Below are 14,335 nucleotides of genomic sequence, written 5' to 3'. Positions count from 1 at the left end.
GCGACCCCGCGACGACGCCAGTCGCAAGGGAATGCGCACCAAGAGAGGCAACAGCTCATCTGGGGGAATAAAAAGCTGTTTGCGGAGCATTCCGAAGGAATAATATAAGACTTTTAGCTATTGGACAGTTCCTGAATTTGTGGATATGTCAGCGCACATTGCTATATATCATGTCCGGTTGAATACTTATAAATAAAACGATGAAGGAGTCAGGAGTCAGTCCTCAGGAGTCAGGAGGAAAGAAAGAAGCAAGAAGCAAGAAAGAAGAGGAGAAAAAGGAGAAAGTTTTTTGTTTAGCTGGCGCACAACGCACATTAACGCTACGCGACAGGTCAAGCGTAGCATTCCGCACCGAAAACGCGGAGCGCGGAACGGAGTCCTATCGCGATCTTATCCGGACATGATATTACTAACCCTTGGCAGCAGAAGAGTAAAAAATTTTTTTGAAATTAACTAAATCTCCAAATTTCTGAATTTCTCTACTACCGCTAAAGGTAAAGAAAGAGCATCTGCAACTTATTTGGTAGTTAAACCCATGCTCAATAACCGAGGAATAGTTTCTTGTTGCTGTTGAGCAATTAAGTTCCGTTATTGTTGAGCTTGTTGACGTGCATTTGCCTCTCATTCGGCGTTTTGTCTTTCTTGTTGAGCTATTAGACATCTGGTGAAAATAAACTTACCCTTTATTTAACATAAGCTAGAGTTTTCAACAATTAATAATTAATAATTAATTATTAATTATTACCTCTCCTTGAAAAGAAGAGGATTGACTAAAAGGAAAAATTTTTTTCTTTTTTCCCCTTAAAAGGGGAGGCGCATACCCACAATTTCTCGGTAAAAGTCAGTTCCCTAAATCATTTTTCGTACCTTTTTCCTAAAAATCTATTCCCTGTTGCTTTCCGGAACTGTTGCCTGTTGCCTGCTATGTGCAAAAAGTTTATATCTTTTTCACGCCTATGTCTATTTGTCTTTCTCGTTCGGCGTTTTGTCTTGCTTGCTCCTTTTGTTCGAGAATTTCTACATAAGTGGCAAAACGTTCTCCATCGGGTGGATAAATTTGTAATTCCCTACCCTCTTTTTCAAAGCGAATTCCGATTCGAGGACTTATCCAACCTTCCATCACTTCTATGGGAGTGAGAACTTCTCCTCGACACAACCATCCTTTTAATCTCCCTGTGTCTGGGTCATAAACATAATACTGTTGCGCCTTATATTCTGAATAGAACTCTAGTTTTGCTACTTCCAGTTCAGTAATACTGTTCCTAGGAGAAACAATTTCAAACACAACTTGTGGTAAAATATTATCTTCTTCCCACTGTTTATAGGAACTTCTATCTTCTTGAGGAAGAGCGAAAACTACCATCACATCAGCAGTTTGTTTGATCCAAGGTTATTTTTGTTTGGGATACCAGAATAAGTCTCCGACAACAAACACATTGGGGTTGTCTTTATACATACCAGCAATAGTAGTAATCAAACGGAATTGAATTGTGTGATCAGCAAAAGGTAAACCGTCACTCTCTGGATAAATAACTTCTGCTGCAGTGGAGGATGTCATTACAAATAACCTCTTACTTAACTTAAATGTTTATAACTTAACCCATCCTTATAGCTATTCACATTATATTTAGATATTTAGTATAGCACTATAGTTTTAATGATAATTTCTATTTTTTATTATCAATAATAGTACAGATGTATACGAAAGAAAATGTTGATCTTAATAGACATCTCCAGAAAAGAGGGAACAGGGAACAGGAATAAATAATTGACAATTTATAGATCAGAATTGCTTTGATTTTTGATTTTTGGAGATGTCTAATATAAAACCATACTAAAAATTGTATATCAAGTCTGTTTAACGGGACTAATACCAATTCTCAAAAGTATTGCTATACTTAATTAGCCTATAGCATAGCAGTCGAACGAAAAACCTCTCCTTATTTCCCAGAGCAAATATCCTTCCTATTCTTCCAACTCTCTCCTAATAGATTATGATATAGCAGAAGGAAGAAGGAAAAATATTCATTGTCTGAATTCTAAGCTTTTGATATGTCAAATACAGTAATGGCGACTACTATACAGCAAATTTTAAGATAGTGAAGTACAGTTTAAGATTAATCCATAATTCTTATTCATTCCCAGCTCTCATATCCAGTTTGATCTGTTCCTTAAAAGCATAAAACTTTGTACCTCCAAAACTCGAAAACTGATGTAAATATTCAACCGGATATTATATTACTAGAGTCAAAAAAATTAAAGACTTTTCCTTTTTTTTATGATGCTTTTCTCAACAACGGTGATGATTTTTACTACCTTTTTGAGTTTTGTTAATTTTAATGAACGTAGGATGAAATAAATTAATTTACTGATATCTTTTATAGTAGCAAAGTTTGGTAAAATATTAGAAATATGTAGATATATCTGCAAAAATATAAGTTATCAAAAACCTGCTGAATTAATCTTACCAAAGGATAAAAATATGCCAATTCCACAAATTTACAATCGCGATGTTTTTATTTTAATAGACCGTAGTGGTTCCATGACAATATCTGATGCTACTACAGGAAACAAAAATCGTTGGCAATATCTTCAAGAAACTGTACAAGGTCATGTCTTTGAAATTCTGTCAGAGCAAGATGATGATTATGGAATAATTTGTGATGAGGTAACTTTATATTTTTTCAATCGAAATCAACAACCGACTAAAACTATTTACCTTAGAGATGCTGCCCAAGTACAAGCTGCTTTTAAAGAAAATAGACCTGGTGGTTCTACTTATATTGCTCCTACTTTAAATGAGGCAGTATCTCAGTGGTTTTCTAATAGAACTGATGATAAAGGTGCTTTTATAATTATCTATACTGATGGTCAAATTGATGATAGTAAAGAATTTATTAATGTTATTGGAAAAACTTGTTCTAATATCAATAGTCAAGATGAGATTAAAATTTTAATGATTGGTGTAGGTAGTGATATTGAGACAGAGGGAGCAATAGATTTTTATTTAGGAATTGATTTGAATGCTAATAAATTTCAATCTAGACGAGGAGAAGATTGTAATATCTTTATTTTTGATTTAATAGATGAGGTAATGGATGAGGGTATTATTGCTGCTCTTGAACGTCAACTTGAGGGAGATCCAAGAAAAGGATTAGGTGGTTGGATAAAAGAAAGATATCCAAGTTTATATGGTAAATATTTTGCTTCTTAATATTAAGAAGGAATCAGGAAGAAGGAAGAAGGAAGATATATATTTCTGAATTTAATTCCTCACTATTGATAGTGCGAAGATGTTTTATCACCACAATCTAAGTTAGACTACTTTTCTTCTTTACTGAAAATTTTGGTTTAAACCCTGCCTTTTAAGGGGATAAAAAGTGGTCGTTAGCGGAGCTTCCCGTAGGGTGGGATGGCGATCTTCGGAGCGGGTCTGCACTCTTCGGGTCTCCTCGCCATATCCAATCAACCAAGAGAAAGAAAATTCTGCATCTTCTCGCTTCCCTATTGCAGGAGGTACTGATAACGTAGTTCCTCTGTAAAGAGGCTAATTGTTAACGTTTACGCAGGATTCCCATAGGAAAGTTCCTCCGGCAGTAGGTTAACTGAATTGACTTTCTCCTAAATACTGACTACTCATTACTTATTTATTCTGATATTTATAAATTTGTGCAATATTTGTAAAAAATTCTAAATTTATAGATGAAATTATGAAATTTTTACCCCTATTATCTCATACTATAGCAATCATATTTCAGTTGTAATATTTTAGTATTAATTAGGAGTCAGGAGTCAGAATATAAAAGGATTTTGATTGGTATTAATTGTTATTAAACATCTCATAAATCATTCCTGATTGCTATATAATGCTGTGAATATTTTCTACAAAACCATGAAGAGGATTGCTATAAATTGCTGAGTTAATTTGATATTAATTTATACATTTCTTACCTTTCTTACCTTTTAGATAAAATTTATATTGTGTTTTAAATCACATAGTATATATACTATAAGTCACATTAAATCAAGAATATAAATCACAGTTATTTCAGTAAAAATACGGAAAAATAGAATTGTCAATTTTATTCTCATCCGAAATTTCATGTATTAAGACTGAAGCAGAATGTAGTAGTTAATTAATTATGTCAAAGTGTGCTGAAATACTTATTTGTAATTCTATGGTACTAAAGCTGATCGCTCCATAATCAATTTTCTAAATTAAGTAATTACCCTGACCGGATTTATCAGCATATCTATTGAAAGATTTGTTAATTTTTGTAAAGAATAAATATTGACTCAAAATTCATGCTAATTATATCAATCAACCAATGAACAAAGAAAAGTTAGAGCAGTTGAATGCATTAACTAAAATAATGATTGTCAGTTTTCTGTGGCATGGTTCTGGTTTAATGAAATCTAGTCAACCTACTAAAACGGAGCAGAACACTACAAAGCCATCTCAGACAGATGAAATAAACCATCCTGAGCAAAAATAATGATGATGTGGGTGTTGCTGAACTAACACCACATTATTTCCTAAAGAAGATATTCTCTCAAAATACGATTACGTTTTGGGTCTTCCAACTTTTTCAATGCCTTAGCTTCTATTTGTCTAATTCTTTCTCTCGTTAAATTAAAAGTATCACCGATTTCTTTCAGGGTTTTTTCTTGACCATCATCCAATCCAAATCGCATTTGTAAGACATTTCTTTCCCGTTCAGTTAAAGTGTTGAGAACAGTTTCTACATCTTCTTGTAGGCAATTTTCAAAGACATATTTTGCTGGTGTTTCTCCATCAAATTCGATCACTTCCTTATAGATGGTATTTTCTCCTTTGCCTATAGGAATCTCTAAAGATAACGTTTCTTGAGCGCATTCTACAATAAATCGTAATTTCTCTGTGGTCATTTCCATGCGTGTAGCGACTTCTTCAGCAGTAAGCAGACAACGTTCCATTGACATCTGTTTAACTGTTTTCTTAATTTGGGAAATGGTTTCATAGAGATAAACTGGTAAGCGAATGATCCGAGAATAGTCACAAATAGCTCTAGTAATAGCTTGTCTAATCCACCAAATACCATAAGTAGAAAATTTATAGCCTTTTGTATGGTCAAATTTTTCTGTGGCACGAATTAATCCTAAACTACCTTCTTGGAGTAAATCTTGGAAGTCTAATCCACGGTTTTGATATCGTTTGGCAATTGATGTCACCAGTCGCAGATTAGCTGTGACCATTTTATTTTTTGCCTGTCTACCTTGCTGGAGGCGATCGCGCAATTCTGATGTACTGATTTTTGCAGCTGTCGCCCATTCTGTTTCATTAGGCGATCGCTTGAGTTGTTTCTCTAAATTTTCACGAATTTGTTCTAAAGCTGATAATTCATCAATTTGATGAGCTAAATTAATTTCTTCCTCAGCACGCAAGCGAGGTATTTTATTAATTTCTTTGTGATAAAGTTGAATGGAATCTTCAGTAAATGTTGCGGTTGGCGGTTCTAAATCTTGGTCGTAGCTACGTTCAGCAGGTTCTTTATTGGTAAATTCTTCTGTAGATTCCCAATCATTTCGGATTATATTTTCTAGCCAGTAAGTATCATAATAAGTAGGATTTTTACAGTCAATTAACCACCATTTAATTGTGATACTTATATTTTCTATTGTCTGAAGAGCAACTATTACTAACTGATGATAGTTTTTTGTACAAATGAGTAATTTTTTTTTTTGCTTTTAGGGATATTTTGGGAAATAGTTATTATTTTTTCTTGAAGTTTACGGTTTGTTTGAAATTCTGCTTGTAGCAACTCCAACAAAAATATTTCTAAACTACCTTCTTCATCGCTATGAATTTTGTAAACATTATCAATAAATCCACTGCAAGAAGTTGGTAATTCTAGCTGTTCAATCTCTAAATTTCCCAGTTGTAAATTATAGCCAAGTTTGTTAAACAAAGCTACTATTTTTTTCGGGCTATTAATTTTTTTTAGATCGTCTATTTCTAATGAATGCCCTATCATTATCATCTGTCTCCACAATTAATTTATGTTAATATGTTGAGTCTTTAATATATTGCGATTAAAAGCGTTATTCTGTCTGTTTTTTTCAAGCTTGGTAAATTTATAATAAACATTTTTTTGTGTTTTATGAATAGATAGTTGTGGTTTTTGAGAATGATTGCTTACTTTCCCCTAGTTATTCCAAGATTCAATTCAAGTAAAACTTTACACCGATCTAAGATAATTAGCGATCGCGCTTAATCATACCTATCACTATCATCAAAGAGGTTGATGAATTTAGACTTCTTTATATCATATATCTTCTTTTATGTCAATCTTTATTTTCAAATTCTTGATATTATGATGTTTTTAGGTGATCAATCAAAATTATATTTAAATATCATATTTAAAATGCTATGTCAAATTTTTATCATCTTGACTGATATGCAAAGGAAACAATTAGGATGATTATTTATACAGCATGAGATGAAAATTATGGGATAATACCAGTCTGATAAATATTTGCTACAAATAGCTAGGCTATTTCTTAGGAGTCAACCCACCCCTAACCCCTCTCAGGAAGGGAGTCAGGAGTCAGGTAGAGGAGCCTTCGGATTGGTGAGGTACAGAATGAATGGCTTTGATATTATTTTTTAGGTCGGAACTTATCTTTTTAGTCAAAAGTGGATCTCCAAAAAAGTCTTTTAATTACTCAAATTATTCGTAACATTCTTGTTGGAAAATGGTATAATAGGCAACAGGGAAGAGAAAATAAAGATTAATGTATAGCAGTCGCCATTACTATATTTGAGATATCAAAAGCTTAAAACTCAGACAACGCAAGATTTTTCTTTCTCTCCTAGATAACTAAAGCCTTCTTCCTTCTGCTATAAAACTGTACCTTACCATCTTGAACAGTGCGGTATTTATATTGAGTTTAAAAATAGTTTTCAACATTAACATTAAAAGATAATTTGTCAATCTTGATAATATATATTTATACATCTGCAATCAGCAGAAAAAATATTGAAGTAATGAATAATTATTAAATAACCACCAGCAAAATTAACAGTTTTTATGAGGAAAAATTAGGAATAAAATTATGGAAACTTTATTAGGTATTTGTCTAGGTGTAGGTTTAAGTGCAGCTTGTGGTTTTCGCATATTTGTACCTCCTTTAGTAATGAGTATTGCAGCACAGTCAGGAAATTTACAAATATCTTCTGATTTTGCCTGGATGGGCACCCCACAAGCAACAGTAGCTTTCGGAGTTGGTGCATTTTTAGAAGTTGCAGCTTACTATATTCCTTGGGTAGATGAACTACTAGATATTGTCGCCACTCCAACAGCAGTTATCGCAGGTACAATCATCACAAGTTCATTTGTGAGTGACATGAGTCCAATGCTACAGTGGACGATCGCTGCGGTCGTGGGAGGGGGTGCTGCGGGAACAGTGCAAGGTTTAACAGATGTGACCAGATTAGCATCTACAACTCTCACCGGAGGATTTGCCAATCCTGGAGTTTCCACAATGGAGTTATTAAGTTCCTCGGTGTTGTCAATTTTGGCGATTTCTGTACCAGTGTTCGCAGCTTTCCTCGTATTTGTAGTGATTGGGTTACTATTATCAGGGGTGAAAACTTTGCATCGAAAGTTGAGGCAGAGAAATAATACAGAAATACCACCGACAGAAATGGAGTAATGACTTGTACCATGTCCGGTTAAACAGTTATAAATAAATGACAGAGGAGTCAGGAGTCATAATTGAGGAGGGAAAGCGTTGTATAGAGTGCAGGATGAATTTTAGACTGGGAAACATAGGAAGTGTAAAAACATTCAATTGGATTTACCGAATAATTAAGGTAAAAATCCTCTCCTTTAAAGGAGAAACAAGCGGTCGTTCGCGACAGCGGAACGGAGTTCTCTCTTCGCAGCTTCCCGTAGGGTGGGATGGCGATCTTCGGAGCGGGTCTGTAAGAACGGGTCTCCTCGCTGTCCTCCAATCGACCAAGAGAGAAAATATTTTCCTTTTATTCAATCCTCTTCCTTTTAGGGAGAGGTAATTATCAATTATCCATTATTGAACTTCTCCCAAAAGTTTCATCCCTTGATTCACCAATTCCGGAGGGAAAAAAGAAGACGAGAAGGAGAAAGTTTTTTGATCGCGCTCTTATCTGGACATGATATTAGTTGACAATTTACTAGGACTTACGCACCTGCAATGTATTTTCGTCCGAAGCGACCGATAGGGTTTGCGCAGCAGTCCGGAACGGAAAGCAATCTCAAATCCTAGTTTTTCCTACTTCATGCGTAATACCAAATTGATAAATGTTTGCTAGAAATAGCTAGGATATTTCTCAGGAGTCAGGAGTCGTATGGGAACGGCTTTAATACCTTTTTTTCGGGCATAATATCATGTCCGTTGGTATCGTTTGTGTAAAAGTTAGCGTGGATATTTACAGGAAATTTAAGTTTTTTTCTTGCTCAATTACCTTCCTGTTTGTTGCCTGTTGCCAGATGATCTGTTGCCTGTTGCCTACCTTTTCTATACAATACCGATGCTACCGGACATGATATAAATTATCTTTTTTGTCAAAGGGACATCTCCAAAAAAGTCTTTTAATCACGCTTATTATTCGTAACATTCTTTTTTCACGCTTGGTATAATATCACGTTCCTCCTCCAGGGGAGCTACGAATTGCGGACGGGTCAGTTATAAATAAAATTTAAGAACTGACAGTACCGAAGAAATACTGAAATTATCTTGACTTTTCTTCTTTCCTCCTTTCTTCCCTCCTGACTTCTGACTCCTGACTCCTCAGTAAGTCCTGTATAAGTATTCAACGGAACATGATATAAGTCCTATTTACACAAGAAAACAACTTTATCAAAAATACTTTTGAGTAGTTCCTCCCTTGGAAAATCTCTCTTTTTTTTTGAATAAAGGGACTCTTACAATTGTTGTATACTTTTTCTAGTCATTATTCACATCAATCTATGAAATCAGAAAACTCCAGTCCAAAAATTGACTATGATGTAGCAATCGTTGGTGCGGGACCAGTGGGATTAGCAACTGCCCTCGGTCTACGCCAACGTGGGATCGAAAATATTATTGTCCTCGACCAAACTCGAGCTTTCCGTAAAGTTGGTCAGAGAGTCGATCTTTTACCAAATGGCTTAAAAGCAGTTAAATATATTGATAGGCAAGCTTACGAAAATATTAAAGAAACTGGTCAAACATTCAACAACCCACCAGAACCTAACCCGGAAAGTGAATCCAAAAAGAATCAGCCTTCGCCAGAATGGACAACCCGAAATGTCAACGGGGAAAAAATCCGTTCATTTGTCCTGAAATATGATGAATGGTTTGATAAGTACGGGGAAGGTCGAGTATCAATTTCTTGGTACAATTTACAGACTCAATTGAGAATGCGATTACCAAGCGATCGCCTCAAAATTAATCACCGTTGTGTTAATGTAGTTGCCGAGCCAGAATTGAAATGTGTTCGAGCTGATTTTATTTCTAATCAGGGGGTAGAAGCTAACCCTTATTCTCACTGGGAAAATAAACAGCAAGACGATCAAACTAGCACTCTAAGTTCCTCCCCATTACCACAATCGGAAATTATCTCAATCCGGGCTAAACTATTGATTGCAGCAGATGGGATTAATTCTACGGTGCGTCAGGTAATCTACAAAGATACTCCATATAGTGCATATAGAAAACCAGAATATTCAGGTATTGCTGCTATTAGCAGTGGGGGAGCGAATGAGATTCCAGAAACACTGTCACAGGAAATTCAGGAGCAGTTTCTTCAGAATTCGCGAATAGTAACGATCATGAATGACCAAATATCCAAAGATTCTATAATAAACGAAACCACCGAAATGATCTTATTTTCCCGTCAACCAGGTCAATTTGGATATCTAATCCACGCAGCTTTACCTTTAGAATTATTAGCAGGAAAGTCAGGAAAAGAATTAATTAATATTGCCCTAAAAGAGTTGAAAAAAGCTAACTTTCCAGAAATGATTCAGCAGTTGGTGGCTTTATCCTCCCCAGAGCAGATTCTGTCACGTCCGTATTATCTTCACCGTGCCACTGTTTCTGGGTCAGAGCAACCAAAGTGGAATATAGGGAGGGTTGTATTGGCGGGGGATGCTGCCCATGGAATGCCACCATTTATGGCTCAAGGTGCTAACCAAGGACTGGAAGATGCTGCTGTCATGGCAACATTGGTGGCTGAAATTGGTAAGCAAAATCAGTGGGATGATATAGCTGCTATAGAAGCTGCGTTTAGTAAGTATGAACGTTTGCGTCGTCCACTGATGGAATTGGTTCAACAAGCAACACTAACCAGACTACCCCTTACTTCAGAAGAGTATGGGCAGGAATACGCTCAACAAATTTATGCTCGTAATATTGACGAAATTATGCAAACATTGTTGTAAAGGTGGTAGCAAGTTAGGTAATCCTGTATAGTAATGGTCAAGTTATATCATGTCCTGGTTAAATACTTATAAATATATGTCTCCGAATGGGATATTCCTTCAAGATAGCTTCAGTTGAACATTTTTATTATAATTAATCATCCGGACATGATATTACATTTCATTAACGCATTCTACAAAAGCTATCCAAGTTTTGATGATATTAATTTAACTGTCGATTAAAAATTCAGATAGTTGTTATAATAGCAAATTGATTTATTACCGGGACTTTAACAAATATGATCAGAGGCGATTATGTCTGTAGAATTACAAATAGGAGTTTTTACTCAGTTCCATGGGGAATTTTCAGTGCCTATGGTTTTGTTGCGAATGTCGCAATAGGAGTTTTTACTCAGTTCCATGGGGAATTTTCAGTGTCTGTGGTTTTGTTGCGGATGTCGCAATAGGAATTTTTGCTCAGTTTCATCGACTCAACTATGTAGCAATACTATTAAGATAAGAAACGGTATAACTTTATTTTTCTTGCTACTTCCTTCCCCAACTTATGATCAATATAAACAAAGCAACTTCAAACAACCTCAAATATGTCAACCCCCTAATAGGTACGGGAGGTCATGGTCACACCCACCCAGGGGCAAGCGTTCCCAATGGTTTTGTTGTACTTGGTCCCGATACCAGAGTAGAAGGGTGGGATGCCAGTTCCGGATATTATGATAGCGATCGCAGTATTTTCGGTTTTTCCCACACTCACCTCAGCGGTACGGGTATTGCAGACTATGGGGATATTCTGATTTTGCCAAAAATTGGTACTATGATACTCGAACCGGGAACTCTGGAAAACCCAGAATCAGGTTATCGGGAACGCTTTGATAAAAATTCGGAAACAGCTTCTCCTGCTTACTACAAAGTCAAATTAAACTCAGGAATACAAGTCGAACTCACAGCTAAACAACGGAGTGGTTTCCACTACTACACTTTTCCCGAAAATGCTAAAGTTAACCTGCTCATAGACTTAGTTCATCGTCGAGACGAAAACACTCTCTCTGCTAGTCTCAAAGTATTAGACCAATACACCATTGTTGGCAGTCGCATCAGTCAAAGTTGGTCGCCGGAACAACGAATTTATTTTTATATCAAAATAGATAAACCACTGCAAAAAATATATATTTCCACCGATGGAAAAAATCTGAATCAACTCAAAAGTGCTAATAACAAACATATTCAATCATATTTGGAATTAGGGCAAATTTCTCATCTCAAAGTACGCATTGGTATTTCCGCAGTAGACATTAATGGAGCGCAAAGAAACCTCGCCAAAGAAATTCCCACCTGGCAATTTTACGAAACAGTTGACTCCAGCAAAGAACTCTGGCGTGATAAACTGGCAAAAATTGATATTGACACTAAAAACGAAACAGATAAAATCATTTTCTACACTGCTCTCTACCATACTTACAAAGCTCCACATATATATATGGATGTAGACAAACGGTTTCGGGGAGCAGATGGACGCATTCATACCGCCCGAGGTTTTACTAACTACACCCTATTTTCTTTATGGGATACATTTCGCGCTCTCCACCCATTGATGACTATTTTAGAACCCTCAGAAACCAATGAATATATCAAATCTATGTTGATACATTACGACCAAGTGGGTTCCCTACCAAAGTGGAAACTAGGAGAAAAAGATGTTAAAACAATGGTTGGTCGTCATGCTATTAGTGTTATTGTAGATGCTTTTACCAAAGGTTTGAGGAACTATGATAATTGGTGGGCATTGGGAGCAGCGATCGACACTATGAATAGAGAAGAACCAGAATTAAATGCCTATCGTAATTATGGTTTTGTTCCCTCAGACGTTAATGTTAATTGGTCAGTATCGCGGACTCTAGAATTTGCCTATAATGACTGGGCGATCGCTCAGTTTGCCAGAATTTTTGGAAATATTAGTCTGGCAGAAAGTTATGAAAAACGCTCCCTCGCATACCGTCAAGTATTCGACGCGAGTCAAAAATTAATGCGCCCCAAACGTAGGGATAGTAGTTGGGATAATTTCGATCCCTTTGCAGCAGCATGGGAGTCTCCTTTTATTGAGGGTAACTCCTGGCAATATACCTGGTTTGTACCTCACAATATTCCCGACTTAATTCAACTCATGGGTGGGAAGTCAGCATTTTTAGCACAACTGGAAAAACTATTTTCCCTGGATAGTAGTCAAGGAAATGAACTACCCGATATTACAGGATTAATTGGACAATATGCTCACGGGAATGAACCCAGTCATCACATCTGCTATCTTTTCAATTTTGTTGATCGCAACGATCTGACTCGTGCTTATGTCAAACAAATACTTACCACAATGTACAAAGCTACACCAGATGGCATCATAGGCAATGAAGACTGCGGACAAATGTCAGCTTGGTATATTCTCAGTGCTTTGGGTTTATATCAGGTGACTCCGGGTACGCCAATGTTTGATTTGGGATATCTACATTTTTCTCAAGCAACTATACATTTGGATAATGGCAAAGATTTTGTTATTCAAAAAGGTAATCATCCAGAACCATATTTACTCAATGGTCAACCCGCGTCAGGGTGGCAAATTTCATATCAAGATATTATGAATGGTGGTATGTTGAGTATTTCCTCACCAACACCAATAAATTCACCAACCCCAACAAATGTAATGCAATGGTATAACCAACCCCCTGTCTGGAGCGACCAAAATGGAGTAATTCAAGTTACCACAGGTGCAAAGACAGATTTTTGGCGAGTGACTCACTATGGTTTTATTCGCGATAACGGTCATTTTTATTATCAGAATATTACAGGTGACTTTACCGCTCAAGTCAAAATTACTGGTGAATATCAAGCATTATACGACCAAGCAGGTTTAATGGTGCGTTTGGATGAAAAGACTTGGGTAAAATGTGGCATTGAATTTGTAAATGGCGTGCAACAAGCGAGTGCTGTGGTGACTAGAGAATATTCTGACTGGTCAGTAGTGTGGTTGTCGGAAAACCCCGAAAGTATTTGGTTGCGGTTAAAGCGGAGTGGAGAAACGCTGGAAGTAGAATATTCTCTGGATGGAGAGAGTTATAGTTTGTTGAGACTGGGTTATTTGACTACGGCAAATGAGTTGCAAGTCGGTTTAATGTGTGCTTCTCCTGATGGGGATGGTTTTTCTGTTGTGTTTGAAGAATTTAGACTGTTTGATTAGAGAAACCTGAAGACGGAAGAGGGAAACAGACAGAATATTTGTTCAGAAAGTAGGTGGTGGCTACATTTTTATTCATCGAATGTTAATGGAACATTTTGCTCACATGACTCGGTGAAACTTGCTGCCGATTCCTCTAATTTTGGCAAAAGAATATATAATTTGAAGAAGGAGACAGGAGACAGGAGACAGGAGACAGGAGGAAAATTACATGGGGATTCTAACCCCAAGTAATTTTGAACACCGTGTAGACGGTGGGGTATTAAACCCACAAAGAAAATGATAAAATAAACTTTACTGACAGGAGACTAAATAGTGGCACGATTGGTTAAATTTCAGTTAGATGATGATGAACAGTCCTTTGTCTACATGGAAGTGGACGAAAAACTACCAGTAGGTAGCGATGAAGATAAAGATTTAATTGGAATTGGGGATGAGGTCGCTCAACAAGCTAAACAAACACTAGGAAAGGCTTTTTCTAGTATTAAGCCTGTGGCCAACGCAATTATTAAAAAGGTCTAGGATTTAAACAAACCTGCGGATGCTGTAGAGGTTAAATTTGGGGTAAAAATGAGTGGCGAACTGGGAGCTATTATTGCATCAGGAAGCGCAGAGGTTAACTATGAAATTACTCTGAAATGGAACAACACGGTGAGTAAAGCTGACTAGG

Annotated in this window: 9 protein-coding genes and 2 pseudogenes; 7 read left to right on the top strand and 4 right to left on the bottom strand. The window is 36.4% G+C overall.

Annotation, left to right across the window (positions count from 1 at the left end; genetic code table 11):
• Positions 1-937: 937 nt before the first annotated feature.
• Positions 938-1,363 carry a Uma2 family endonuclease gene (locus D5R40_RS02450; protein WP_240038794.1) on the bottom strand — a complete coding sequence of 142 codons (426 nt, stop codon included), beginning with the start codon at positions 1,361-1,363 and terminating at the stop codon, positions 938-940.
• Between the two features lie 27 nt (positions 1,364-1,390).
• Positions 1,391-1,558, bottom strand: coding sequence for a hypothetical protein (locus tag D5R40_RS38990; protein ID WP_240038795.1), 168 nt, complete (start codon positions 1,556-1,558; stop codon positions 1,391-1,393).
• Between the two features lie 924 nt (positions 1,559-2,482).
• On the opposite strand from D5R40_RS38990, the gene D5R40_RS02445 reads away from it, so the two are divergent.
• Positions 2,483-3,214 (top strand): VWA domain-containing protein, encoded by a 732-nt coding sequence (locus D5R40_RS02445; protein WP_124143577.1) that lies wholly within the window; start codon positions 2,483-2,485, stop codon positions 3,212-3,214.
• A gap of 1,114 nt (positions 3,215-4,328) precedes the next feature.
• Entirely contained in the window at positions 4,329-4,496 is a 168-nt protein-coding gene (locus tag D5R40_RS34415) for a hypothetical protein (protein ID WP_161564358.1), read from the top strand.
• Positions 4,497-4,536: 40 nt separating this feature from the next.
• Here the strand turns inward: D5R40_RS34415 and D5R40_RS02440 are convergent.
• Together D5R40_RS02440 and D5R40_RS02435 are read right to left on the bottom strand one after the other, a co-directional pair.
• A pseudogene (locus D5R40_RS02440) lies at positions 4,537-5,478 on the bottom strand (sigma-70 family RNA polymerase sigma factor); the annotation flags it as partial.
• Between the two features lie 200 nt (positions 5,479-5,678).
• Entirely contained in the window at positions 5,679-6,014 is a 336-nt protein-coding gene (locus D5R40_RS02435) for a hypothetical protein (RefSeq protein WP_124143579.1), read from the bottom strand.
• Between the two features lie 1,081 nt (positions 6,015-7,095).
• Here D5R40_RS02435 and D5R40_RS02430 point away from each other — a divergent pair.
• The 5 genes and pseudogenes from D5R40_RS02430 to D5R40_RS42345 all read left to right on the top strand — a co-directional run.
• Positions 7,096-7,695 (top strand): DUF4126 domain-containing protein, encoded by a 600-nt coding sequence (locus D5R40_RS02430; protein ID WP_124143580.1) that lies wholly within the window; start codon positions 7,096-7,098, stop codon positions 7,693-7,695.
• Positions 7,696-8,990: 1,295 nt separating this feature from the next.
• Complete coding sequence (locus D5R40_RS02425) at positions 8,991-10,445, top strand: FAD-dependent oxidoreductase (RefSeq protein WP_124143581.1); 1,455 nt, start codon at positions 8,991-8,993, stop codon at positions 10,443-10,445.
• Positions 10,446-10,989: 544 nt separating this feature from the next.
• Complete coding sequence (locus tag D5R40_RS02420; RefSeq protein ID WP_124143582.1) at positions 10,990-13,668, top strand: GH92 family glycosyl hydrolase; 2,679 nt, start codon at positions 10,990-10,992, stop codon at positions 13,666-13,668.
• 312 nt (positions 13,669-13,980) lie between these two features.
• On the top strand, positions 13,981-14,187 hold the full coding sequence (locus tag D5R40_RS37285; RefSeq protein ID WP_205127252.1) for a hypothetical protein: 207 nt from the start codon (positions 13,981-13,983) through the stop codon (positions 14,185-14,187).
• A 21-nt stretch (positions 14,188-14,208) separates the two neighbouring features.
• Positions 14,209-14,334: pseudogene (locus D5R40_RS42345) on the top strand (CU044_2847 family protein); the annotation flags it as partial.
• Position 14,335 lies beyond the last annotated feature (1 nt).

It is taken from the genome of Okeania hirsuta (assembly GCF_003838195.1).
In the GTDB taxonomy this organism is placed as follows: domain Bacteria; phylum Cyanobacteriota; class Cyanobacteriia; order Cyanobacteriales; family Microcoleaceae; genus Okeania; species Okeania hirsuta.
The sequence above is the reverse complement of the archived record's forward strand: the minus strand, read 5'-3'. Positions and strand labels throughout refer to the sequence as shown.